The 25,096-nt window shown below is 67.5% G+C and carries 15 protein-coding genes; all 15 read right to left on the reverse strand.

Annotated features, from left to right (window positions below; genetic code table 11):
• Positions 1–355: 355 nt before the first annotated feature.
• Positions 356–4,015, reverse strand: coding sequence for a CDP-glycerol glycerophosphotransferase family protein (locus tag E4J16_RS09885; RefSeq protein WP_168709485.1), 3,660 nt, complete (start codon positions 4,013–4,015; stop codon positions 356–358).
• A gap of 111 nt (positions 4,016–4,126) precedes the next feature.
• Positions 4,127–4,519, reverse strand: a complete 393-nt coding sequence (gene tagD / locus E4J16_RS09890; RefSeq protein WP_136313895.1) for a glycerol-3-phosphate cytidylyltransferase — start codon at positions 4,517–4,519, stop codon at positions 4,127–4,129.
• A gap of 158 nt (positions 4,520–4,677) precedes the next feature.
• Positions 4,678–5,853 (reverse strand): glycosyltransferase family 2 protein, encoded by a 1,176-nt coding sequence (locus E4J16_RS09895; RefSeq protein WP_136313896.1) that lies wholly within the window; start codon positions 5,851–5,853, stop codon positions 4,678–4,680.
• Positions 5,853–8,276: a CDP-glycerol glycerophosphotransferase family protein gene (locus E4J16_RS09900; protein WP_168709486.1), complete on the reverse strand. Its 2,424-nt coding sequence runs from the start codon at positions 8,274–8,276 to the stop codon at positions 5,853–5,855. The genes E4J16_RS09895 and E4J16_RS09900 overlap by 1 nt, the downstream gene beginning before the upstream one ends.
• A complete protein-coding gene (locus E4J16_RS09905; RefSeq protein WP_136313898.1) occupies positions 8,273–8,632 on the reverse strand; it encodes a PIN domain-containing protein in 360 nt (119 codons plus the stop codon). Before E4J16_RS09905 ends, E4J16_RS09900 begins: the two co-directional genes overlap by 4 nt.
• Positions 8,629–9,741, reverse strand: a complete 1,113-nt coding sequence (locus E4J16_RS09910; RefSeq protein WP_136313899.1) for a helix-turn-helix domain-containing protein — start codon at positions 9,739–9,741, stop codon at positions 8,629–8,631. Before E4J16_RS09910 ends, E4J16_RS09905 begins: the two co-directional genes overlap by 4 nt.
• An 84-nt stretch (positions 9,742–9,825) precedes the next feature.
• Positions 9,826–11,733 carry a CgeB family protein gene (locus E4J16_RS09915; RefSeq protein ID WP_136313900.1) on the reverse strand — a complete coding sequence of 636 codons (1,908 nt, stop codon included), beginning with the start codon at positions 11,731–11,733 and terminating at the stop codon, positions 9,826–9,828.
• Positions 11,734–11,737: 4 nt separating this feature from the next.
• Positions 11,738–14,716: a CDP-glycerol glycerophosphotransferase family protein gene (locus E4J16_RS09920; RefSeq protein ID WP_136313901.1), complete on the reverse strand. Its 2,979-nt coding sequence runs from the start codon at positions 14,714–14,716 to the stop codon at positions 11,738–11,740.
• 46 nt (positions 14,717–14,762) lie between these two features.
• A complete protein-coding gene (gene wecC, locus E4J16_RS09925) occupies positions 14,763–16,013 on the reverse strand; it encodes a UDP-N-acetyl-D-mannosamine dehydrogenase (RefSeq protein WP_136193456.1) in 1,251 nt (416 codons plus the stop codon).
• Positions 16,014–16,198: 185 nt separating this feature from the next.
• Positions 16,199–17,323 (reverse strand): LCP family protein, encoded by a 1,125-nt coding sequence (locus tag E4J16_RS09930; protein ID WP_136313902.1) that lies wholly within the window; start codon positions 17,321–17,323, stop codon positions 16,199–16,201.
• 75 nt (positions 17,324–17,398) lie between these two features.
• Positions 17,399–18,568 carry a branched-chain amino acid aminotransferase gene (locus E4J16_RS09935; protein ID WP_136313903.1) on the reverse strand — a complete coding sequence of 390 codons (1,170 nt, stop codon included), beginning with the start codon at positions 18,566–18,568 and terminating at the stop codon, positions 17,399–17,401.
• Between the two features lie 212 nt (positions 18,569–18,780).
• The gene (locus E4J16_RS09940; RefSeq protein WP_136313904.1) at positions 18,781–19,845 is read right to left on the reverse strand and encodes a 3-isopropylmalate dehydrogenase; all 1,065 of its coding nucleotides are present in this window, start codon (positions 19,843–19,845) and stop codon (positions 18,781–18,783) included.
• Positions 19,846–20,893: 1,048 nt separating this feature from the next.
• The gene (locus tag E4J16_RS09945; protein ID WP_168709487.1) at positions 20,894–22,339 is read right to left on the reverse strand and encodes an AAA family ATPase; all 1,446 of its coding nucleotides are present in this window, start codon (positions 22,337–22,339) and stop codon (positions 20,894–20,896) included.
• Between the two features lie 100 nt (positions 22,340–22,439).
• Entirely contained in the window at positions 22,440–23,756 is a 1,317-nt protein-coding gene (locus E4J16_RS09950; RefSeq protein WP_136313906.1) for an AAA family ATPase, read from the reverse strand.
• A gap of 306 nt (positions 23,757–24,062) precedes the next feature.
• The gene (gene ilvC, locus E4J16_RS09955) at positions 24,063–25,094 is read right to left on the reverse strand and encodes a ketol-acid reductoisomerase (protein WP_136193449.1); all 1,032 of its coding nucleotides are present in this window, start codon (positions 25,092–25,094) and stop codon (positions 24,063–24,065) included.
• Positions 25,095–25,096: the final 2 nt, after the last annotated feature.

Raw genomic sequence — 25,096 nt, forward strand, 5'->3', positions numbered from 1 at the left:
TGCAGTCCTCCCTCGCAAAGCGAGGTCTACTGGCCGGTGGCAATGTTGCCGTGGAGCGAGGAAGCTGCGCAAAGTCCCGGTACAGGTTACGCACCTCCGTACGAGGCCCCAGCCTGTCTTCGCCTCGAAGAGCGCATAGTTCGCTCTCCAACATCGGCTGGAACGCATCCACCAAGATGACGGGCCAGCCTCCGCCATCAGACAACTGCTTGCTACGTAGCACTACCGAATTCGCCAGACCGGCCGCCCTGTAGGTCAACGGTCCACTCAAAAGCATCGGATACGTCATTCCCACAGAGCTCTCCTCGGACGCAGCGCTTCCGCCCCTCATGCGCGTGTTCGTGGTCATACTCTGTCATACTCCAAGAACCCGGACATGAGCCGCACACGCGTCGGTAAGGTAGTCGTCGATCGAGAACTCACCATGGCGCTCCCCGGCCGCAATTCGCCTCATGCCATCAGCAATCGAATCGACGTCCGCGTGTACCAGCAGGCCACCCCCAGATTGCAATATCGAACGCGGCCCAGGAATATCCACGCTGACGACTGGAACGCCAAGCACCAACGACTCTAGGACTACGATACCCTGCCCCTCAAACAGCGAGGTCAGTACGAACACGTCAGCTCGTCGCAAGTAGCGGTATGGATTTGAGTCGTGACCGGCGAAGAATACATGATCGGCCACACCGAGTTTTGAGGCCAGGGCGCCAAGCGCCGCGCGTTCTGGGCCGTCGCCAACTATCAACATGGCGTCGTCCTCGCCCCGGACCTTACAGAACGCCCGAATGGCGAGTGCGTTATTCTTTTCAAGCGATAGTCTGCCGACCTGCACATAAATCGTCCCGGAGTGCCTTCCCAAGAAAGCATCGCACTCCGCGCCTACTGGAACATCGGCAGCCTCGCGTATCGCTTCACAGTCCACAAGATTCGCCGCGACCTCAAACCTACCAGCCGGGTCATCTACTAACATCGCGTTGGACTCCATCGCCGACTCCGAGACCGACGCAATGCAGTCGAACCATGGGTACACCTTTGCGACTCCGTCAAGGTACGGGAACCTTCTACGCGCTTCCCGCGCCATGTCTGAGTGCAGGTAAACCACCTTGCGAACACCTGACGGCGCTGAACCGAGTACCAGCAGCCAGTATCTCGTGTATCCCTCGAAGCAAACGGCTACGTCGAAATGCGCGTCACCGTACAGCCGTCGATACTCCCGCCCGTACATGCGGCGTAGCATGTTCATCTGCTCAGTTGACCAGAGTTCATCTCTCGACATGAAGATCGTGTTTAGCCACTGTTCTTCGGGATCACGTAGGGCGGATCCAACCAGGGGCAGGGCGTATACGTCGTCCGGTAGCGAGCGGAAGATCTCAGCACGTTCGTCGATAGGGATGATCTTCGCTCCCTCAACTGATACGGTGACACCTACGCCGTTTGCCACAAGGAACTTATTCAGCTCTCTCGCGCTGGCGGTGACTCCGTTCGGCGCGAAATGCCCCTCGAAGAGGACAGCTTCTTTCTTCCTCCTCTCTCCGGTCAACTTCGTTTGGCCAACATCAAGACCATCGAAGAGGAAGCCCAACACCCGATCCGTGGCGTTGCCGTCCTCATGCGCCCACATCTCCGCGAACTTGCCCAGATCTTCCGGCGCCGACCATTCCCTTTGGCTCACGGCAGCTGCCAGCTCGTCGCGCGTGTTTACGACCTCGACCGGTAGTTCCTCCAGCGCCATGTACAAACCACGTTCGGACTCATATTCCGCACGGTCGTACACGTACAGAATTGTTCTCACGCCCGCACCAACGGAATCGATCGCGATGGACGAGTAGTCAGACACAACGACGTCCACTGCTCCGAGCAACTCGTTTGTGTCGATATCATTAGGAACGTTTACCGCGGACGACGTGAGTCCAGCCAGACCCGATTCCATCAGGGGATGGCCGCGAAATGCTACTACGACGTCCTCCGCGTTCATTGCAGCGAGATCGGATTCGATCTGACTCAGGTCAACCTTTTTGTCGGCCAGGTCCCCGCGCCAGGTCGGTGCAAATAGCACAATTCTCTGGCTCGGTGATGCTCCCAGTCGGCGACGAATCGCTGTGCGTCGTTCTCCAGACAGTTTCAATGTCACGTCCATACGAGGAGAGCCAGTGACCGCGAATTCACCCGGGAATAGTCGGGCGACGTCATACCGGTCCAGCAGCACTCTGCCGGTGAACATGTTCGGAGTAGCCAGGTGTGTGACGTGAAGGAAGTTGCGAGTAGCGTTACGGTGATCCATCACGCCTGACCTGATGTCCTTGCCCAAGGTCTTCATTGGCGTCCCGTGCCATACGTTAAGGTACTTCTGTTGTTCGCGGCGGGAGAAGTACGGCGGGAACGTGTTGTTAGAGATGAGCCACCCAGCTGTCGCTAGATAGCGGATATAGGCATCCGATTGTTTTGAGATGAATATAACGTTGGTGCGCCCTCTTAAATCCTCGGGAATCCGTTCGCGATCGTTGATGACCACAACGTGGGTCATGTCCTCGCCCCGCGGTGTAGCGAGCATTCGAATGGCCAACGGCTTCACGGAGCATGTAATTGCTGATCCATGATTGCTCTCGTACAGCACAACATCTGGGTCGACCGGGAGCAGGTCGCAATACGCCACGAATAGCGCGCTCTCCTTTTGCGCGCGAGTTTTCACGTAGTCATCAACGTTCACACCATAGGGCTTGCCGAACTGTTTAGAGCTCAGGTACGTCTCGACTGCTTCGCGTTTTCTGCCTAGGCGCATAAGGCAGGCAGCGTGGTGTAGGTACGCGACGGGGTCGTGAGCTTCTAGGCGCTGCTCCGCCGCCGAGAACGCTTCATCGGCAAGGCCATCATACCGAGCATTAACAGCTGCCTCCGCAACTGCCAGGCAGCCCGGCCCGTCGCTTCGTTTCATTGCCTGCACAAGATCGTCCCGCAAGACCTGCTCATCCCAAGCGATGTTCACCCCGTCTGGGCGCTTCTGCGGAACGTACGTAGGTAGTTCTTTGGCAGCCGCATCCACGTCGCCTGCCTTAAGCAGGCACCATATCATCCGGTATCTGCGGTAAGCATGCGGAGAGTTTGAGTTCAGTGACGCACGATACGCTGTAGCCGCCTCGGCGAAATCTCCCTTTCGTTCTAGAGCGAATGCGAGATCATACCAGGTCTTCTTTTCCGTCGGCGCAAGCTGCACGGCTCTACGCAAGTAGCTTATCGCGTCTCCCCAACGGTATTGCCGGGCGTATGCGAATCCCAACGCGTGTATTACTGCCGCCTCGGGCTTAGGCGTCGTTTCAACGACATGGCGGTATTCACGTGCAGCATCCTTCCAGTATCCTTTTTCCTGGAGAAGACGGCCCGCTCCTAGCTCTGTCACAATGGGGCGCTTGTCGCGCTGGACTGCGGTCAACCAATGTGCGCGCGCCTCCGTTATGTTTCCCTGCCTTGAGAGCGCGATTCCAGCGAATAGGGCATCATTGCCTTCGTCTCCGTGGCGCTCACACCATTCATATGCCCGAGCTGCCAACTGCCATTGTTTCATGGAAAACGCCTGGCTGGCCAGCCTGCGTTGCCAGTCCAACGAGTCAGAGTGTGATTGGGCTCCCGCCTCCAGTATCTTTAGACGCTTCCATCCCGGAATACCCTTAGATAAGTCAAGAACCAGTTCATGGGGTTCCGGGGCGGATGGGTCGAGTTCAGCCGCAATTTCGGCGCATTCTATTGCGCCCTTCAGGTCGCCTATTTCTTTCAGGCACAGAGCCCTTCTCATATATCCGTGCGTTTCGCTCGGGCTCAGTTGAATTATGCGCGCATACGTCTCGGCGGCCGCCGTGTAGTTACTTCCGCGCTCTAGGTAATACGCTCGTCGATTCAACAGCTCAGGATCATCCCATGAGGCGCCCAATGAGGCGATGTAGTTCGCCGCTGCTTCCGGCCCGCTGCTCCTATTGATTAGGCGCGCTTTGCGTATCTGTACCTCATGGTCATCGGGAGCCAATGTGGCTAGTCTAGTCGCCGCAGCCGGAGTTTTGCTCTCCAGCCTGCGCATCATGCTTCGTACAACTCGTGTCCGTCGAGGTGCCGCCATCGTGTTTTCTCCCTTACCCCTTTAGGATGCCTGCATGTCGTTCTTGATCTGCGTCGTCGAGATCTCCGGCGTGCGCGGGAGATAGACGACCTCACACAAGCCCGCGAGCTGCTCGTCGAACTTGCCCCTCCAGTCATCCCCCATGACGAACACGTCGATGTCGTACCGCTTGACGTCATCAACCTTCTGCTCCCACGTGTACTCCGGCACCACCAGATCCACGTACCGGATCGCCTCAAGCATCCGCCGACGCTCATCGTAGGAGAAGTAGGACTTCTTACCCTTCCCGGCATTGAACTCATCCGAGGACAACACCACCACCAGGTAGTCACCAAGCGCCCTCGCACGGCGCAACAACTCGATATGCCCGTAGTGCAGCAGGTCGTACGTGCCGTAAGTGATGACGCGCTTCATGGGGCCTCACATGGGTAATGGGTAGTCGTTCTGAGACCGGATGCTTGCTAAGCCAGGGCTAGCATGCCGGTCGCGATGTGAGGATCCTATCCAAGGTGCCGCGCCCCGCCTCCCCTGTGAGTGCGCTTACAGGATCACGAAACGGCGCCAATCCGCGACTACAGGTGCGGCTGCCGCGCCTGCTCCGGCAAACGGACGCAGAGCGCGAGCGGACACTCCCGCTCTGCGCCGTCACCGTGGTCCACGTAGCCGCAGGCCCGCCCCCAGTACCTCGCCGGGGCAGCCGATTCGGTGACGGCATCCTGCGTGTACAGGCTTGTCACTCGGCCCGAGGCGATGATGGCCACCGCCTCCTCACCCTTCCAAAGCAGCATGCGGGCTCGTGCCGCCGCGCTCAGATGCGGCCACGGAGCGCGGCGGATCGACTCAGCGTCGAGCTGCTCCACCAGTCGACGCACCAATGCCTCGTGCCTGGTGCTCAGGCCCGGGATGTCCGGCGCCTCGCCGCGGTCCACGACGCCGAAGTACCAGCCCAGGTCATACAGGACCGTCTGCTGCGCCCAGGGGGCGGCGCCGGTTTCCTCCAGGTAGGGCAGGTAGCGGTCGGTGAACTGCTCGATGTATCGCCCTGGTTTGTCCCAGGCGGTCTGCACCGCCGAGTCCCCGGCGGCGCGCTTGTTGTAGTAGTAGACGGCGTCGGGGACCACCACGCACAGCGGACTCAGTACGCGGAGCCTGCCGATGAACATGCCGTCCTCGAAGGTCGGCGCCTCCCGGTCCTCCGGGAAACGGCAGCGTCGTGCCAGTTCGGAGCGGACCAGCACCTCGTGGGTGGACAGCTGCACCACGTCCGGTGACTGGCGCACGTCGATGGTCCTGACGCCCCGGTGGAACCTGAAGTCCAGCGGGTGGGGGTACACGCGCCCCCGCTGACGGATGAGGGTGCGTCCGATCACCATGCCCGCGCGTTCGTCGCGGGCACCTATCAGCGTCGAGATGAAGGCGGAGTCCAGTTCGTCGTCGGGATCGGGGAAGCCGACCCACTCCCCCGCCGCCTGTTCCAGCCCAGTGTTCCTGGCCCTGCCCTGGCCGCCGTTCTCGATGTGGATCACCTGGGTACGTAGGTCGGTGCGGGCGGCCCAGTCCTGGCTGATGGCCGGGCTGTCGTCACAGGCGCCATCCAGGACGAGCACCACCTCCAGCCGGTCGTGCGGATAGTCCTGGGCGTCCAGTGAGGTGAGGAAGGCAGGCAGGTAGTCCGCCACCCCGTACACCGCCACTACCAGCGAGACAGTCGGTCTCCGGTCATCCCGACGACGACGATCCAGTGCCATCAGATCCTCTCCTCCAGCAGCCGGGACAGGATCCGCTCGCAGGCACCCGCATCCGGGATGACCAGGCTCGACGGCGGCAGCAGCCCGCCGTCACGCGCGTCCAGCGCGGCCGCGAGCGCCTGCCCGGGGCTCGCCGCGGAGACCGCGCCGGCCTGAACGTGCATGCGGCGGTAGGCGTCGGCGTCGGCGGTGCCGACCGGGCTCCACACGATGGCGACCGCCCCGAGCAGCATCCCATCGTCCAGGATCGAGGAGCGGTCCGAGACCACGGCCCAGGCCCGCGACAGCTGCTCGGGCACATCCGTGCCCGTGGTGGTGGGCACGCTCAGGCCGTCGAACCACTGCGGCGCCGTCAGGGCGAGCTTGGGGTGGGCGAACATGACCACACCCACACCGGCCTCTCCCAAGGCCTCGGCGAGCTGGACCCAGGGCGTGTAGAAGGCATCGAGCAGGTCGGTGCGGGCGTGTTCCCGATCCAGTGCCCTGGACAGGGACGGGCTCCAGGTGGGGGCCAGGACCACTCGATCACGCTGGCGCCCGAGCAGGGCGTGCATGGCGTCGTGGCGTGGGAAGCCGGTCAGCCACACTTCCCGGTCGGTGAGCAGGTAGGGGCTGTGGTCGGCGGTGATGGCGGTGTACTCGGCGCGGTGTGCGGTGATGAGCACGTCAATGCGGCGGGTGTTGAACCACCGCCACATGTGCCGCATGGTCACGCCATGCTGGAGGAAGACCACCCGCTGGTCCCTGCGCGTGCTGCCGCTCATCAGCCTGCCTGCGATGGTGGGGTCGCCGATGTCGGCCAGCAGCAGGGTGTCGGCCTGCGCCCAGGCGGTCTCGAAGGCGGCGGTCCCCGGGGCGACCAGCTCGAAGCCGTCGGCCTGCAGTCGCCCCCAGTCGGCGCAGCTGCGGTCGACGGCGAAGACGTGCCTGATGCCGGGGGCGTGCACCCGGGCGTAGCGGTACAGCGGCTCGGCGTTGTCCCCGGCCGAGTCGTGGCGGTCCATGTAAAACCAGGTGCGGGGCGCGTTGGTCGTTGCGGGAGCAGCGGCCTGCGCGGTTCGCTCCGCGACCTGGGTGCGGGGCGCGGCCGCGGCACCGTTATGCCTCGCCAGCTTCACCGCGTGGCGTCGCAGCACTCCGAGCCTGTGCGTCAGGGCGCGTCTGGCGCGGGCGGACGGTGGTGGCGGCGGCGCGGGCGGACGCCGCATCCCCCGGTAGGGTGCGGGGACCACCTCCCAACCGCCGATGACGGCGCTCACTTCGCCCTGAGGCAGCCACACGAGCCGCTCATGGACGAGCACACGGTCGAAGTAGCTGTGGTCAACGAGCTTCACGCTGGTCGGCCGGACCGGCGCACCATCTACGAACCACTGCTCTTCCGGCGGGCTCCCGGTGAAGAAGTAGGACACCTGACGGTCCGCCCGGAACGGGCGCTGCGACGGAAGCACGGGATCGGGCAGGCGGGCGCCGGTGGCCGCCAGTAGTGCGGCCAGCCGGTTCAGCGCCACGGGGGTCGCACAGTACGCCTCCACCTGGGAGGCGGGCACGCGGCCGAGCGCGTCGAGCAGCAGCTCGGCGACGCGTGCCCGCTCCACCCCGCTCATTAGGCGTGCGGCGAAGCGCAGGCCACGGTCGGCGTCGGTGACCTCCACCAGGCGCGCCAGCACCAGCTGGTGCACCCAGCCGGGAGGCTCGCCCCGCTCCCCCGCCGCGGCGTACCAGGCGGGAATGTCCCCCTCCAGCACCCGCAGGTACTCGTGCAGTGTGGACAGCGGCGGCGGCTCCTCGGGTCGGGGCCGCTCGATGACTCCGGGGCCCGCATGCAGGCGGATCCGCTGACCGGTGGCCGCCAGCAGGCGGATCAGCAGGGTGGCGCCGTCGTCGTCGGCCCGGTCCCAGGCGGGCAGCCCGCCGGCGGGAACGTTCATGACCGCGCCCGCCAGGCGCAGCGTGAACAGGTGCGGCTCCGCAAGCAGACTGGTGTCTCGCGCCCCGTGGGTGAAGCGGCCCCGCAGCGGATGCGTGTCTGACACGTGGCCGTCGACCATCCGCTTGAGCGGCACCATGACGACGGCGGCGCGGCGGCTCGTCGGCAGCTCCTCGGCCAGGCCCGGCTCGGGCACGTCCCCCGCCCGCAGCACCAGCACCCGGCCGCCGCGCATGCCGGCGAGCACCCTACGGGCACCGTCCAGTGCCGTCTCCCCCACCGCGGGATCCAGGCCGTAGTCCGCGAGCGCCGCGGCCTCCGCCGGGGTGGGACCGCCGGCGCCCACACACACGACGACGTCGTTGAGCCCCTCATCGGCCAGGCCGATGAGGGTGGTCTCCAGGTCCCCGCCGCCGTCGACGACGACCACCACGCGCAGACGTGTAGCACCGGCGGGGATCACCGCCCGCTCGCGAAAGCCAGTGCCGCTTGTCAAAGAAGCCCCTCCCCTGAGGCCCAGCCTCTGAAGCGTCCGCTGACTCCCCCGAGCGCAAGGACCCCACATTCTCCCCTGTTACGTCCTCGGTTATCGACCAGGAGTTGCCCGAAAGCGGCGAATTGTTGAAGGTAGTCCATATCGTACCGACGCTCGACGTTGATCCAGTCGGCTTTCAGCACCTGGTCGAGTCCGGGGTCACCGGCGCGCTGTTGCTTAAGCTCCTCCTCAACACTCTCCGGTATAACAACCCGCCCATCCCGGGTGACGAACTTGAGTACAGCCAGCCACCCCCCGAGAGCAAAGTGACGCAGCGGCCCGGTGTCGAAGGCATAAACCTTCTCCGCATCGCTCACGAGACGTACTCCCAGATCGCAGTTCGTTCCCTCGGATGCGGTGCCGGGAGCTCCTCCACATCGAAGAGGCCCCACAGGAGGTCGGCCGCACGCTCCCGGCTGATCTCCTCCTCGCGCACGAGCTCGAGCACCGCGCGTTGGAAGGCGCGCGGCTGCGTCGTCTCGGCCAACTCCTCGGTGGTATGAAGGTCAAGCTCGATCATGTCTGCCCGGGTTGTCCGAACGGCGCGGACGTCACCCGCCTCAGATGCAGAGACGACGCCAAGGTCGCTCAGGCGACGCGCGAGAGTCGACATGTCCACCTGATACTCGCTGCCGACGATGACCGCCGCCGTACGTGTCCCGGACCGCTCTGCGATCTCCGTCCAACGCGCCGTCACCGCCTCTCGCGGAAGCAGAAATGCCCGCGCGAAAGCATCCAGCCGAGACTCCATCGGCTCGTCGGCGTCGGCTACCCGCCAGTCCACCGTGTAGGTGTCCTTCACCAGGAAATGGCCAAGCTCGTGCGCCGTCGCGAGGCGCCGACGCCCCACCTTCTGGGAGGAGTTGATCAGAGAAACGCCAAGGCCACCGACGAGAACCGTCCCGGCGTCCGCGGTGTCGGTACCGAAGGGCCGGGAGAAGACGAGGAGACCGGCCGCAGCCAGGTGATCCTGAAGCGCACCTACGGGTTCGGCCTGGTCATAGCTGAGCAGTCCCCTCGCCTTCGCGGCCATCGCCTCGGCCTCGTCCTCGGAGTCTGGCCGCTCCCACGCTTGAGTCTCCGCAGCTATTGTCAGGGGACGTAGCGAGTGGACCAGCCGGACCTCGTCGGCGAGCTCTGCGAGAAGTGCGTCGATCTGCGAGTCCACAGTGTCAAGCCCCTGGGAGGAACGGTGGGCTGCCACCGCAGCGACCGGCTCCTCGAAAAAGGCGGCCATGCGTACGCGGAGCGCACGGGCGATGTCGGAGAGTTCAAGAGCGGAGACCTTGCGCGTGCCCGCCTCGATCTTGTTGACCGCCGTCCGTTCAAGTCCCACCTGCTCACCCAGATGCTGCTGGCTGATACCTGCACGCGTACGCGCCTCACGGATACGGATGCCGAGGGACTGCGGTGTCATCTCTCCCATGTGTGCGATTCTGGCACGTCCACATGTCGCGTGGCATTCCCATCGCCTCACCCGCATTCGCACTTGTCGCTCCCCCCACCCCGGTCAGTGCACCTCGCCCGGGATCTCGGCGTCCCCGGGCTCGCCCCAGTGGGTGATGCGGCCGGTGGCCAGCACCTCGGCGGAGGAGATGCCCCAGGTGTGCGCGGAGCCGGTGCCGCGGCGCTGCACGAACCCGAAGCGGGAGGCGGAGTACATGCGGGCGCCGGCCTCAGAGGCTCGCTTGAGGAATCCGGAGTCCTCCCCGATGGTGGTGTCGGGGAAGCCCACCGCGCAGGCAAGCTCCGTCGTAGCCACCAGCGTCGGCCCGGACAGGAACGCCGTGTACCGGTGCTCCCACTCGGGGAAGCGCAGCACCACGACGTTCTCGCTCTCCAGGTGCACGAAGTGCGCATGCTTGCCCACCACCTCGGCCCGCGCATAGTCGGCGGCCACCAGGGACTCCAGCAGGTAGTAGTCGCCGTAGAGGTCGTCATCGTCCATCTTGGCGATGAAGTCCGCTTCCACGCGCTCCAGCATCCTGCTGTAGTTGGCGCCGAGCGAGTCCGCAGCATCACCCACGACCCAGTCCACTTCAAGGCCTAGTTCGTGGGCGCGGGAGCGGGCGGCGTCAGGCGCCTCGAAGCCGTGGGTGAGGATGATAGGACGCTGGCGGACCTCCTGCTGGCGGGCCAGGGTCTCCAGGACGCCGTCGATGCGCTCGGGGCGGATGGTGGAGATCAGCGGCGCGATGGTGGGGCGGTGGTAGCTCCGCTCCCCCAGGCCGACGGCCTCCAGGACCTGGTCCACGCGGGCGGTGTAGGTGTGCCGCAGCCAGATCTCCCGCTGCGCCAAGTAGGTCATGCGCGCACGCAGGTCCGGATTGCCCACCAGGGCCCGCTCCGCCCAGTAGGCCTCCTTACGGTCCCCGACGACGGCGAGCGTCCCCTCCGGAAGGAACCGGCCCGTGGCCGGCGACGGCATAGTCAGCACCGGGGTGCCGCAGGCGGTGATCTCGAAGATCCTTCGCGCGAACATGGACGGGCTGGTGACCACGGAGTTGACGTTGAGGAACACCTTGTAGCCCCGGTAGGCGGACAGCATCTCCGGGTAGCTCAGTGACCCGCGTACGAAGGCGTCGTAGGGGGCGGGGAACTGGTAGTTCGCGTCGGCGCCCAGGTAGCGGGAGAAGATGTCAAGGCCGTGCTCCAGCCTCGGCGCGGCATCCACGGCGGCACCCAGCAGCGTCTCCATCTGCTCGCGGCGCTCGGGATACTTGTGGGCGAAGTACATGCCGGCGAAGGCAATGTCTCTCAGCGCGGCGGGCCGGCCGTCGTCGTCGCACAGGCGCACCGGGTTGTGGATGGTCGGCTGGGCGGCGAAGGGCAGGACGCCCACGCGGTCGTGCCCGAGTTCGGCCCGGTAGCGGTCCAGGAGGGTCTCGTCGGTGGTGAAGACCCAGTCGAACAGGCGGGCGGTCTCGATCGCGTCGTCGTAGTGGGCGGGGTCCTCCTTGTTCCAGAAGACGGTGGTGACTCCGGCGGCGCGGACCTGTGCCACCAGTTCACGCAGGTGGGCGGAGGGGCCGCCCTTCCCGATCACCTGGTAGCGCCAGGCGTCGCCGTTGCCGTGCCAGGCGGACTCGACGAACAGCAGCTCGATCGGGCTGCCGGCTATCTGCTCGCGCCAGTCGGCGGGGGTCAGGGCCACCGCCCGCCACTCGTACTGGAGGGCGAGGGTGGTGAACTCGTCGGCGATCACACCGACCGTCAGGTCGTGGCGGGGCGGGGCGGCGTCTGGCTCGGGCACGTCCCAGGCGGGAAAGACGATCTCCGCCCCGACGGCACGGCGGCGCCTGGCGGGGCGCGCCCACGCACTGGCCCGCCGACGCCGGCGGTACTCCTTCACGCCGCCGATCCCGCCGTGGCGGGCATGCCACAGGGTTTGTCGGACCGTACGGATCAGATCGCTCACGGGCCTAATCCTCACCGCAGCGGGCGGGCACTGCACCTGTAAGCACCGTATCGATCCAGGCGCAGATCGCGTCCAGGCAGGCACGGACCGGTGCGCCGTCCACCTGCGGAGCAGGCGCACGGGCCGCCAGCAACGCGACGGCGTGCGCCTCGGCCTCCGCCTGCGTGCGGCTCACCGGCAGGCTCGAGTCCTTCGGCCAGTCCCGGTAGAAGCCCCGTTCCCGGTCCCGGTAGGCATCCAGGTCCGGCACGTGCAGCACCGCGGGCCGACCGGTCAGCGCCCAGTCGTGAACCACCGAGGAGTAGTCGGTGATGAGCAGATCGGAGGCGAGCATGAGCCCCTCCAGGCTCTCGTAGCGGCTGACGTCCAGTACCCGGTCGCCGCCGGCGGTCCGGGCGTTCATGTGGTGACTGCGCCACAGCACCACGGCACCGGTAGTGCGCGCGAGGGAGGCCGCATCCAGTAGGCCCGGCGCGCCGGAGCCGGGGCGCCGCAGGTCCTCACGCCAGGTGGGTGCGTACAAGATGACGGGCTCCCCGGGGGCGATACCGAGCCGGTCGCGTACATGCCGCGCCGTCGCCGCCCCACCGAGCAGGCCGACGTTGCGGGGCTGCTCGCCGACGAGCACCTCCCCGCCGTATCCCAGGCCGTGACGCAGGTCCCGCTCGGCGGCCGACGTCTGGGCCAGCAGGAGGTCCCACTGGGGCACCTGGCGGGCCATGAGCCGCCGGTAGGCCAGGGTTACGGATGCGCGCGGGGCGTCGTTGAGCAGGTGCTTGACGGGGGTGCCGTGCCAGGTCTGCAGGATCACCTGCCCGGGACGCTTGGAGAACCAGTACGGCAGGTTGTCGTTGACCACCAGCAGGCGTGCGGTGCGCAGTGCCCGGAACCACTCCGGGGTGCCGACGACGACCGGCGCGGCTCCCGCCGGCACGGGCACGTTCCCGTCCCGCACTGACACCCACAGCGGAACGGACGTGCCCCGGCGCATCAGCTCATCGCGGATGGCGCCAGGATTGTCGCCGGCAGACTTCCCGCCGAAGGTCTCGAAGAACACTCCAGGCAGGAGCGGCCCCCAGTCCCGCTCAATCAGGGCCCGCCTGCCGTAGCTGGAGCGGTGCTGTGGCGCGACCGGGGCGATGATGCTCAGGTCCAGGCCGCCGTCCGGCTGGGGCCGCAGGCGCACGTGGCGGACGCGCCCGGACAGCTCGGTCGGGGGCCCATCCAGGCGAGCACCGGTGTGGCAACGCCCCGCTGCGGCCCCCGCGGACCAGTGCAGGCGGTAGCCGCCCGAGGGGACTTCCGGGTCGGCCAGGTCCAGCACCGCCGTCCAGCCCGCGGAGTTCGCCGTGGTGCTGAGGCTGACGGTCCGGCCGGAGGACACCGCCGTGATGCTGAGGCCGGCGGGAGCGCACCCGGCGCCCCCGAGCCGCAGCCGGTCCTCATCCACGCCGGCGTAGTCGACCACGACCCGGGGTGCACCGGGATCCGGTTCGGGGCCGTTGCGCGGGCCCTCCGGTGTGGCACCGCCCGCCTGCGCCGCCCGAATGACCAGCGCCTCGCCGTCGGCACCCGCCACCCGTCCCAGGGCCGAGGCGCACGGCCGCCGCGAGCCCATGGGCGGCGGAACCGCGTCCGTCAGGGTCCTGCCGCCGACCCGGATGCGCAGCTGGGCCCGCAGCGGACCGGCTGGGGCATGCGCCAGATCCAGCACGGCGCGGTAGCCGGAGCCGATGTAGGTGCGCCCGGCGTCGTCGGCGTCCAGGTCCGCCAAGGGCGCCTCGATGCGCTCAACGTCGGCACGCGCGGCCTCCCGGTCGGTGGCGTCGGTCAGGATGAGCTCGGGGGCGCCGTGGGACTCAGGGGCCAGTCCGGGAACGTACGCCCAACCCGTCAGCGCCAGCCGCTCGCCGTCCTCCCACGCGCACGCGGCAAGCTGCTGCCTGATGCGCAGGTCCGCATCGGTAACGGCGAGCAGTGCGGCGGGCGGGGGCGTGATCCGGTCCAGGACCGGCGGGGCGGCGTGGATCTGCCCGTGCTCAAGCCGCAGCGCAGGTGTGGGAGTGTCCTCGGTACGGGAGGCCAGGACCTCAAGCAGCTCGTCGGTGCCCGCGTGGGCGAGTACCCACAGGAGCAGGCGGTCGGGCAGGGCGAGTGCGGACCACACCGGCGCCCCGGCGTGCGCGGTGAGGACCTCGTGTGCCAGCTGCCGCAGCTGCGCGCCCGCGGCGTCCGACTGGGCGGGCACGTCCACCGCCAGCTCGATCATGGCGCGATGATGCAGGGCAGATATCAGGGCGGGGTCGCGGCCCGCGAGGGCGCGCCGGTCCGCCGCCACCTCGTCCGCGAGCGCCGCGAGCCGCTCCTCCCAGAGCTGGGGCCCCGCGGCGGCGGTCAGTACCAGGTCCTGGGGCTCGGCCCACACGGCTTCGGCGTCGGTCAGGAGCGTGAGCGCGGCGGCGCGGGCCGCCCGTTCGGGCGAGCCGCCCTGGACCGCTGCGGTGGCGCGGATCCAGGCGCTCGCGGGGGCGAGCACGCGGGCCGGGCTGAAGTCCTCCAGCAGTGCGGGATCCGCCGCGATGCCGCGTAGAACTCGCCGCGGTGGCATCCGCCGGCCGGGCCCCTGCGCCAGCCGGCGGCAGCCGCCGAGGTGGACGGCGTCGTCGACCGGTACCCTCCCATACCCGTCCCGGGCGGCGGCATCCGCCGCGGACATGACCGTCAGCATGCTCCCCCGCGCCGTGTCCAGCGCCGCCGCCAGCGTGCCTTCAAGGGTGCGAACATGGCGGTTCCTGGCGGCCAGGGCGTCTAGGACTGCACGCTCAGGCTCCGGGCATTCGTCCATGACGACGGCCAGGACCTCAACCTCCCCCGGCCGCTGGTTCAGCAGGGAGCGGGCGGCGCGATCGACGTGTGCACCGGCACCAACCAGTAGGACGGCGCTCAGCGCCGGCCGCCGTCGGCGAGCCGACCTGCTCAGCATGCCCCGAATCCTCATGGCGTCGTAATCCGCTGGTCGCGCGGGCGGCTCAGCGCCAAGTGCCGCGGGTATCGATTACGCGCTTGCCGGCCAGCCGCTCCCGGTCCAGTTCCCTGAACTCCCGGTGGTCCACCAGCAGCACCACTGCGTCCGCCTCACCGATCGCGGTCCGGTAGTCCACGAAGGCGAGGTTCGGTACTGCGGCGAGTGCCCCGGGCAACTCGGTGATGTTCGGTTCGGCGACCAGCACCTTCGCGTCCGGGAGCAGCGCCGCCAGGTCCCGGGTGACGGCGAGCGCCGGGGACTCGCGCAGATCATCCACGTCCGGCTTGAATGCCAGGCCCAGTGCGGCGATCGTCGGGGAGGGCATGTCGGCGACGGCCTCCTGCACGCGTCGGATCACATGCTGGGGCTTGGAGTCGTTGACCTCACGTGCGGTGCGGATAAGCCTGGCCTCGTCCGGTGCGGCGGAAACAATGAACCACGGGTCCACGGCGATGCAGTGCCCGCCGACGCCGGGGCCGGGCCGGAGGATGTTCACCCGCGGGTGCAGGTTCGCCAGCTCGATCAGCTCCCACACGTCGATCCCGAGCCTCTCGGCGACGAGCGACAGCTCGTTGGCGAAGGCGATGTTCACATCCCGGAAGGCGTTCTCCGTCAGCTTCGTCATCTCAGCCGTCCTGGCGTCCGTCAGCCGCAGCTCCCCCTCACAGAAGACGGCGTACAGGTTACGGGCGAGCTCGGCGGCGCGCGGCGTCAGGCCACCGATAATCCGGGAGTTGCTGACCATCTCACTCATGATGCGCCCCGGCAGTACCCGCTCGGGGCAGTGCGCAAAGTGCACCAGCGGCCTACCCGCCGAACCGTCCACCGACAGGTCCGGGCGCTGCGCCATGATCACCTCGGCCATGTGCTCGGTGGTTCCGGGGGGCGACGTCGACTCCAGCACCACCAGCTCGTCCCCGGCCAGCTGCGGCGCGATCGCCCGCGCCGCCGCCTCGATGTAGGACAGGTCCGCCTCGTGGTCACCGGACGCTCCCCGCTTGAACGGGGTGGGCACGGCCACGATGTACACGTCCGCGGGCGGCGTGTCCTTCTGTGCACGCAGCCTGCCGCCGGCAACCGCGTCCGCCACGGCCTCGGCCAGTCCGGCCTCCGCGAAAGGAAGCTCGCCCCGGTTGACGGCGTCGACGTGCCGATCCGAGACATCTACCCCGATCACCTCGATTCCCGCGCGCGCCAGCACAGCGGCCGTTGGCAAGCCGATGTAGCCGAGTCCAAGCACACAGATTGAGGTCATGGGCGGGCATTCTCCTACGGATCGACCGCGGCCAGCGGGGAGCCCTGACCGATCGGTTGCGTACAGCCTAGATGATTCATTACGAAAGCGGGGCGCTGCCGAGGTCCAGGGATACGGTGCTCTCACCCGCCCTTCCGGGTGTCCCCCACCAGCGGCCGCTGAGAGCGCCCGCTGGTGGGGGCCGCTCAGTTCACCGTGGCCGGGAGCAGGGTGACAGCGTCGGGGTTCTCCTCCAGGAACTCCTCCACCGAGTCTTCCTGGAAGGCCTTGAACAGGGGCGCGTCCGCCTCGGCGTCGAGCAGGACGATCGACTGGCCGTCGGCGCTCGTGCCCGTGCCCGCGGTGGGGACGGTCATGAAGTTGATGTCCGTGGAGTGTATGCCCCGTAGGGCCATGGCCAGCGACTGCATCTCGTCGATCGTGAATCCGTCATCCACCGCCAGAGTCTCGGTGACCGTGATAAGGAAGGAGTACAGCTTCCCCGGGTTGGACAGGATCCCGTTGTTCAGCACGGCCCCTACCATGGCCCGCATCCAGGCCTGCTGGCGGTTGACACGGTCGAAATCGCCTCCCGGCAGGCTCTTGCGCTCGCGCGCATAGGCGAGCGCCTGCTCGCCGTTGAGCAGCTGGGCGCCGGTAGCGAACTCGATGCCGGCCAGCGTCTGCGGAGTCTTGAGGTTGATCGTGACCCCGCCAATGGCGTCCGTGATCTCGCTGAAGGACTCGAAGTCCGCCACCACGAAGTGGTCGATGCGCACGCCCGTGAGCTGTTCGACGGTTTGGATCGTCAGGCTCGGGCCGCCGTAGGAGAAGGCGGCATTGATCTTGTTCTCCCCGTAGCCGGGGATGTCCACCCAGGAGTCGCGCGGGATGGACATGACGGAGACGTCCTCCCGGTCCCCGCTTACTTGCACCAGCATGATGGCGTCGGTGCGCTGGGCTCCGGCCTCCCACTGGCTGGGGTCGCCGGCACTGATGCGCGAGTCGGAGCCGAGCACGAGGATGTTCGTAGCCGGGTCCTCGGCGTCCTGCTCGGGGGCGCGGTCGCTGGAGTCGATCGCGGCGAAGGGATCGCCGATCGTCTCGATGTTTCCCGCCAGGCGGCTGCGCAGCCACAGTCCCCCGGCCGCCGTACCGACTACCAGCACCAGCACGACGGCTAGCACAGACACCAGCCCTATGCGCCAGCGCCGGCCACTGCGGCTCTTCCCGGAGCGTCCGCTCGCGGAGTCGGTCCGCCCTACGCCGCCGAGCACATCATCCAGTTTGCCGGAGTCACCGTCGCCCACGTGCTGCTCATTATCGCTCATGAGTCAATCTGACCACACCGAGCCGGGCGGGAAGCCGCGCTGGAGAGGGGAACCGATCACAAGCAAATTGCGACGTCAGGCCAGGCGGTACATCCAGTCGTAGGGGTCCTCCAGGCGCCCGTACTGGATCCCGGTCAGCCGCTCGTAGATCTCGTGGGTGACCTCGCTGCCCTCGAGGGCGACGTCGAAGTCCTTGCCCTTGAGCCGCCCCAGCGGGACGACCACGGCGGCGGTGCCGCAGGCGAAGACCTCCCGCACCTTGCCCGAGGAGATGTCCTCCAGCAGGCTCGTGAGCGAGATGGTCTCCTCCACCACCTTCCGGCCGGAGTCCGCGAGCAGGCGGATGATGGCGCTGCGCGTATTGCCCTCCAGGATGGTGCCGGTCAGACGCGGCGTGCGCACGGTGCCGTCGGCGTCCACCACCATCACGTTCATGCCGCCGAGCTCCTCGAGGTTCTTCTCGGTGACGTCGTCGAGGAAGCACACCTGGTCGCAGCCCTGAGCGGCGGCCTCCTGCTGCGGCAGCAGGGAGGAGGCGTAGTTGCCGCCGGTCTTGGCGAAGCCGGTGCCGCCACGGCCGGCCCGGTGGTAGTCCTGGGCCACCCAGATGGAGATGGGCTGCAGGCCGTTGGTGAAGTAGGCACCCGACGGGGAGGCGATGACGTAGTAGTCGATGGTGCTTGCGGCGTGCACGCCGAGGAAGGGTTCTGAGGCGAAGGCGTAGGGGCGCAGGTACAGGGACTCCCCCTCACCGGAGGGCACCCACTCGGCGTCGGCCCGTACCAGGTCCACCAGGGAGGCGATGAAGTCCTCCTCCGGGAGCTCCGGGACGGCCATGCGCCGGGCGGACAGGTTCATCCGGGCGGCGTTGTAGCGGGGCCGGAAGGTCCAGATCGAGCCGTCGTCGTGCCGGTAGGCCTTGATGCCCTCGAAGATCTCCTGCGCGTAGTGCAGGACGGCGGCCGCGGGAGAGAGGGTCAGGTCCCCGAAGGGAACGATGGCGTGGTCCGCCCAGCCGCCCTCGCGGGTCCAGCGGGCGTGGGCCATGTGGTCTGTGAATACGCGGCCGAAGTGCAGGTCGGTCAGGGCCTGGGCGCGCTCGGCGTCGCTGGCGGGGTGCGGGTGCGGCTGCCGGGGGTAGCGGCCGGCGAGGGAGTCGGCGGGAGGGACCGGGACAGCGGCGGCGCGAGCCAGAGGCGTGGTGAGGGAATCGGGCGTGGATGCGGCGGCTGGGGTCACAGACATACCGGCACTGTACCGCCGCTCCACCTGCCGGACGGGCGTCTCTCACATGCTGGTTCCGCAAGGCCTCCCGCCCGGCGCGCCTTCGGTGCGTGCCCGGGATGCCGTACAACGACGGCGCCCGCCCGGGCACGCACTCGCGGCTGCGGCCCCATGCCGTCCAGGAGTGAGGTTACGGGGCCGCGCCCGGGCACGCACTCGCGGCTGCGGCTGCGTCAGCCGCGCAGGGCGGCGGTGATGGCGTCCCCGATCTCACTGGTGGTGCGCGCCAGCGGGGTGCCGGCCGCCTCGGCCGCGGCGCGGGCCGCCATGTCGGCGTCGACGGCGGCCTCTACGCGGGCGGCCGCATCCGCCAGGCGAAGGTGCTTCAGGAGCATGGCGACCGCTGAGATGGTGGCGACCGGGTCGGCCTTGCCCTGGCCGGCGATGTCCGGGGCGGAGCCGTGCACCGGCTCGAACATGGAGGGGAACTCACCGGAGGGGTTGAGGTTGCCCGACGCCGACAGGCCGATTCCGCCGGTGATGGCGCCGGCCTCGTCGGTGAGGATGTCGCCGAAGAGGTTGTCGGTGACGATGACGTCGAAGCGGCCCGGGTCGGTGACCAGGTAGATGGTGGCGGCGTCCACGTGGGAGTAGTCGACCTTCACCTCCGGGTACTCGGCGCCGACGGCCTCGACGGTGCGGCGCCACAGGTGCCCGGCGTTGACCAGCACGTTGTGCTTGTGCACCAGGGTCAGGTGGCGTGCTGGGCGGGACTGGGCGGTCTCGAAGGCGTAGCGCACCACGCGCTCCACCCCGTAGGCGGTGTTGACGCTGACCTCGGTGGCGATCTCGTGGGGGGTGCCCACGCGGACGGCGCCGCCGTTTCCGCAGTACAGGCCCTCGGTGCCCTCGCGCACCACCACGAAGTCGATGTCCCCGGGGTCGGCCAGGGGCGTGGCCACACCCGGGTAGTACTTTGAGGGGCGCAGGTTGACGTAGTGGTCCAGGGCGAAGCGCAGGCGCAGCAGCAGGCCGCGCTCGAGCACGCCGGAGGGGACCGACGGGTCACCGACGGCGCCCAGCAGGATGGCGTCGTGGGCCTTGATGTCCTCCAGCTCGGCGTCCGTGATGGTCTCGCCGGTGCGGTGCCAGCGCTCGGCGCCCAGGTCGAAGTCGGTGGTCTCCAGGGTGACGCCGCTGCCTTCAAGGGCCGCCTCAAGTACCTTCAGACCCTCGGGCACCACCTCCTTGCCGATGCCGTCGCCGGGGATCACTGCAAGCTTGATGGTCTGCGTCATGGCGCGACCCTAAGCGGAATGCTCGCAGCCCCGAGCGGGCATCTCAGATACCGGCGCGCGGTTGGCGGGCACTCCAGGAGACGCTGCGCCGCTCCTGCCCACCACCTGCCGCCCCCCCTGCCACCTGCCGCCCCCCCCTGCCACCTGCCGACCTCCTGCCACCTGCCGCCCCCCCCTGCCACCTGCCGACCTCCTGCCACCTGCCGCCCCCCTGCAGACCTCCTGCAGACCTCCACGGTACTGACCAGTACGCGGCACGCTGTCGCCACGGCGCAGTTCCACGACCTTGGTGTGTATTCCACGACCTTGGTGCGCGTTGCACGACCACCCCGGGGTCGTGGAACGCGCACCAAGGTCGTGGAGTGACGCCCGGGGTCGTGCAACACGTATACGCCGCCGCGACCGGGCAAGCGGTCCCAGTCGGCCACGGCACTGACCATGCCGGCACACAGCCGCCGCGAACCGGGGCACCCGCGTTACTCGTTGCGCAGGTACGGCCTCACCCTAATCAGGGCGTCACTGAGCTCGTCTTCGAGCCTCTTCCAGGCCTCCAGTTGCTTGACGTCACCGTATATCTGGATTTGGCCGACGAGTTGGGAGCGCCTAGAGGCAAACTCGGTCGACGTCATGAAGCTAGGTCCGGTTGTGTAAGTGCTCGGGCGGGGTGCGCGGTTGGGCGTCTGTGCGCGCGGCCGTGAAGCCCGCCAGTTGGACCCCTGTGCCCCCGTTGGACCCCTGTCCCCCCGTTGGACCGCCGTAGACGCTGGTTACAGCGGTCCAACGGGGCGTGAGCGGTCCAACGGGGCGTAAGCGGTCCAACCAGGGGCGGCGCAAAAGCCACCCGCCCCCTTCGGCTGCCGGCACCCAGGCCCCCGGCACCGCAGAAACGCCGGGGCCCTGGCTGCGCACAACAATCCTCACCGAGCACACAGACCCGTCCGACCACAGGTCCGCCGGCACCCAGGCTTCGATCATCGTCACTGGGATCACCGGTACGACGCGCTCGTCGTCCGGCTTGCGGCACTCCTCGGTCCGAGCCTCAATGTCCTTAGGCTCGGTACTGTCGGCGTCCACCGATGAAGGCGCACCGCCACGCATCGGTCTCCTCCGGCTCTGACGGGTTGCGCAGGAAGGCGAACAGCTTTGAGCGTGACACCGGTGCCGAGCTCCGTGGGCGGTCATCCGAGCGCTCCCACCGCTTAGACCGCCAGGTTCCCGGCAGCGGGTTGAAGGTGACGGACTCCGTGATGCGCCCATCGGGTTCCCGACGTCGCCATGGCACCGCGCACAGTACGTCGTCGGCGTGGTCTTGCATGACGTCCTGGACCAGGTAGGGCGAGTGCGTGTTGACGAGGACCTGCCCGGCGTGGCCGTCACGGGCTTTGGTCATGGAGCGCAGCAGCTCGACCATGCCGCCCATCTTGGCGGGGTGGAGACCGTTCTCCGGTTCCTCAATGGCAACCAGGCTGGGACCGTCATCAAGGACCGCGAGGGCGGCGAGCGCAATAAGGCGCAGGGTGCCGTCGGAGAGGCTGCGCGCGGACAGCTCGGGACCGTCTCCGATCCTGGCGCGCAGCTCCAGGTAGTCGCCGTTGGGGACCACTCGCAGCGTGCGCATCTCAAGGAACGGGGCCAGGGCATCGATGATGTCCTGGTAGACCCGGCTGTCGTCCCGAGCGGCACGCCGGTAAAGGACCGAGGCCAGGTGCGCTCCCGACGCGGTGATGTCCGCCTCCTCATCGCGGTCATCCGCGCGCCGCAGCGCGGACGGCTCTAGGGAGAGGAAACGCCACGAACGCATCTGCGCGGCGACCGCGGCGACGGCCCTGGAACCACCGCCCCCACTTCGAGAATCGCCCAACGTTGTTCTTATGCCGAAGCCGCTGCGATACCACACCGGGTCACTATCTCCGCCGGGCTCAGATGGAGACGTATCTTGGAGGACAAAGACCACGTCGACATCCTCCACCCACTCCTCCCACTGGCCACCTTCCTCCGTGCCAACAGGCATGCGCACTTGGCCTGTCCAGATGTACTTCACGTCGTCGTCGAGTGAGACGAGGCGTTCCTCGGACAGGATGAGAGAGGTGTCGCCATCGCTTTCATTGACGCGGAACTCCACCTCGTAGCGGAATCTCTCGGCACGTGTGGGGACCGATGGCGACTCCGACCGAGGATCGCGCGGTACCACCTGCCCGGGCGGCGTCACGTCGACGTCTGCCGTAACCTCCGCAGCAATCCGGACCGTGTGCCCGCCGGCGAGCGACTCGGGCGGGAAGAGCACGCGCAGTGGCGTCTTCTGGCCGCCGTCGGAACGCAGGCGCCGGAAGGCCTCGCGGTAGGGGTACTGCACGAGGAGGCTGAGCAGCTCAATGGCGTCGAACAGGTTCGACTTCCCAACGCCGTTTGGCCCTGCAATCACCGTCATAGGACCGAAGTCAACGGCAACGTCCCGGAGGTTCTTGAACCCCGAGACCTCGATCCTGGTCAGCACGACCCCGACTCCTTCCCGCAACGTTCGCACCGGTCACCGACCAGGCTAACAGCCGTGCCACTCCAACATGTGGGGGCGAGGGCATCCTCTGCCCCGCTCCTCACCCCAATGCCTCGTGCGGGTTCTTCAGGTAGGCCATGACGGCGCTGCGCGGAACCGGGCGGATGCCATCACCGCCGCGCCAACCGCGGGCGCTCCAAGTCCCGGCCAGGGGACGGAAGTCCACCACCCGAAGCCGCTCACCATCCTCGAGGCGCACCGTGCGCCCGACGGCGCACAGCAGCTCGGCATCCTCCGCGCACTGGAACAGGAGCGGCGAGTGCGTGTTCACGATGACCTGCCGCAGATAATGCTCGGTCGGCTCGGCCAGGTCATGCAGCAGGTTGGACAGGTCCGCGATCTTGGCGGGGTGGATGCCGTTCTCTGGCTCCTCAAGGCACAGCAATCCGGAGTAGTCCGTACTAGCGCCGATAGCGGCGAGGGTGAGCAGGCGCAGCGTCCCGTCCGACAACGCCCGCGCGGGAAGCTCGGGAGAGTCCCCCACCTGTGCACGCATCTCCAGCGTCTGGCGCACTGGATCCTCCGCGATCACCAGGCTACGGATGTCAATCAACGCCCTGACGGCGTCGCACACACGGCGGAGCACCTCGCCGTCCCTGTCAGATGCGAGATCCTGCCGGAACAGCGACGCCGGCACATGGGCTCCGTCAGCGGAAATGGTGCGCCGCTCCATTAAATCGTCGGGGGCGCGCATGGCACTGGGCTCAAGTGCAAGGAATCTCCAGGACTCCATTTCTGTGCGCGCCGCAAGAATAGTCGGATACTCGGCACTGGCGACGGCGGACAGCACGGTCCTCTGGGCGCCGTCGGCAAGAACCTGACGCGACCTGCCAGCAGCCTCGCGGTGCACCACTACTACACCGTTGCGGCCAGAGCGCTCATACTCCATGAAACACTCACCGGATTGACCTGTGGCAGAAGTGATGAACCGGCTGTAGGCATCGGCCTCCGGGAAACGGAGAGGACGCTCTTCCGCGGTCAAGGAGCGCAGCCGCTCGCACGCCAGGCGCAGGCGCAACCCGCCGGGGACAGAGGCGTCGCGCTGCACGGCGACCTCAACCTCATAGCGCACGTATCTGCACGATGGCACCACGGTCTGCCCGAACTCGTCCTGCGCGCTCGGCGGCAGGATCATCTCCGCAGCCAACTGCAGCCGACCACGCCCGGCCATCACGTCGGCGGAGAGCAGGGACGCGGCGTCGAACTGCTGCCGGGCCGTGGGGCGCACCTGCACACAGGCGTCGTGGAAGGAATTGCGGCTGAGCAGGGAAAGGAACTCAAGGGCATTGAGCAGATTGGATTTACCCACCGCGTTGGGACCGGCGATGCAGGTAAACGGACCGAAGTCCACGGCCACGCCTACGAGATTCTTGAACCCTGTCACCTCGAAACGGGTAAGCACGCCTCCGCCCCCTCGTCTCCCGCCTATGGTCCTCTCAGTTTATCCTCAGGTATGTAGCAATATGCGGTTATGCGCCAGCGTGCTCAAAACGCGACATTACCCGCGTTCTGTAACGTTTAAATCCGGGAAAACATGTGGGGGCGGCGGGCCGAAGCCCACCGCCCCCACCGGGACGCATGCGTCAGATCAGCCGACTACGCGGACGAGGTCAAGCAATAGCCCCCGCGCAGCCCGCCAGGCCGGGTCGCGGCCACCCGCCGCTCAGCGCGCGGCCGAGCCCTCGGTGTAGTCCTTGTCCAGGTCGGCGCGCCAGGCGAACATGGAGCGCACCTCCCGGCCAACGGACTCGATCGGGTGCGCCTCCCCCTCGGCGCGCAGGCGCTTGAACTCCGGGGCGCCGGCAGCCTGGTCGTCCATGAAGCGCTTGGCGAAGGAGCCGTCCTGGATGTCCGCGAGGACCTCCTTCATGTGCTCCTTCACGTCCGGGGTGATGACGCGCGGACCGGAGACGTAGTCGCCGTACTCGGCGGTGTCGGAGCAGGACCAGCGCTGCTTGGAGATGCCGCCCTCGTTGATCAGGTCAACGATCAGCTTGAGCTCGTGGCAGACCTCGAAGTAGGCCATCTCGGGCTGATAGCCGGCCTCGACCAGCGTCTCGAAGCCGTACTCGATCAGCTTGGACACGCCACCGCACAGGACGGTCTGCTCACCGAACAGGTCCGTCTCGGTCTCCTCGCGGAAGGTGGTCTTGATGGCGCCGGCGCGGGTGCCGCCGACCGCCTTGGCGTAGGACAGCACCAGCGGCCAGGCCTGGCCGGAGGCGTCCTGCTCCACGCACACCAGCACGGGCACCCCGCGGCCGGCCTCGAACTCGCGGCGCACGGTGTGGCCGGGGCCCTTGGGGGCGACCATGACCACGTCGATGTCCGCGGCGGGGGTGATGTAGCCGAAGTGGATGTTGAATCCGTGGGAGAACAGCAGGGCTGAGCCGGCCTTGAGGTTGGGCTCGATCTCCTGCTTGTACAGCTCGGCCTGCACCTGGTCGGGGGCCAGCACGACGGTGACGTCCGCCTCAGCCACGGCGTCGGCGATCGGCTTGACGGTCAGGCCGGCCTCCTGCGCCTTGGCAGCGGAGCTGGAGCCCTCGCGCAGGCCGACGACGACCTCCACCCCGGAGTCGCGCAGGTTCAGGGCGTGGGCGTGGCCCTGCGATCCGTAGCCGATGACGGCCACCTTCTTGGACTGGATGACCGACAGGTCGGCGTCGTCGTCGTAGAACTTCTCAGCTGCCATAG

This window comes from Actinomyces procaprae (assembly GCF_004798665.1).
Classification (GTDB): domain Bacteria; phylum Actinomycetota; class Actinomycetes; order Actinomycetales; family Actinomycetaceae; genus Actinomyces; species Actinomyces procaprae.

Bases quoted from the DNA above. Each gene is read 5' to 3' on its own strand.
- E4J16_RS09935 (WP_136313903.1), bottom strand. From the start codon at position 18,568: ATGTCTGTGACCCCAGCCGCCGCATCCACGCCCGATTCCCTCACCACG.
- ilvC (WP_136193449.1), bottom strand. From the start codon at position 25,094: ATGGCAGCTGAGAAGTTCTACGACGACGACGCCGACCTGTCGGTCATC.
- E4J16_RS09920 (WP_136313901.1), bottom strand. From the start codon at position 14,716: ATGCTGAGCAGGTCGGCTCGCCGACGGCGGCCGGCGCTGAGCGCCGTC.
- E4J16_RS09895 (WP_136313896.1), bottom strand. From the start codon at position 5,853: ATGGCACTGGATCGTCGTCGTCGGGATGACCGGAGACCGACTGTCTCG.
- tagD (WP_136313895.1), bottom strand. From the start codon at position 4,519: ATGAAGCGCGTCATCACTTACGGCACGTACGACCTGCTGCACTACGGG.
- E4J16_RS09910 (WP_136313899.1), bottom strand. From the start codon at position 9,741: ATGGGAGAGATGACACCGCAGTCCCTCGGCATCCGTATCCGTGAGGCG.
- E4J16_RS09930 (WP_136313902.1), bottom strand. From the start codon at position 17,323: ATGAGCGATAATGAGCAGCACGTGGGCGACGGTGACTCCGGCAAACTG.
- wecC (WP_136193456.1), bottom strand. From the start codon at position 16,013: ATGACCTCAATCTGTGTGCTTGGACTCGGCTACATCGGCTTGCCAACG.
- E4J16_RS09940 (WP_136313904.1), bottom strand. From the start codon at position 19,845: ATGACGCAGACCATCAAGCTTGCAGTGATCCCCGGCGACGGCATCGGC.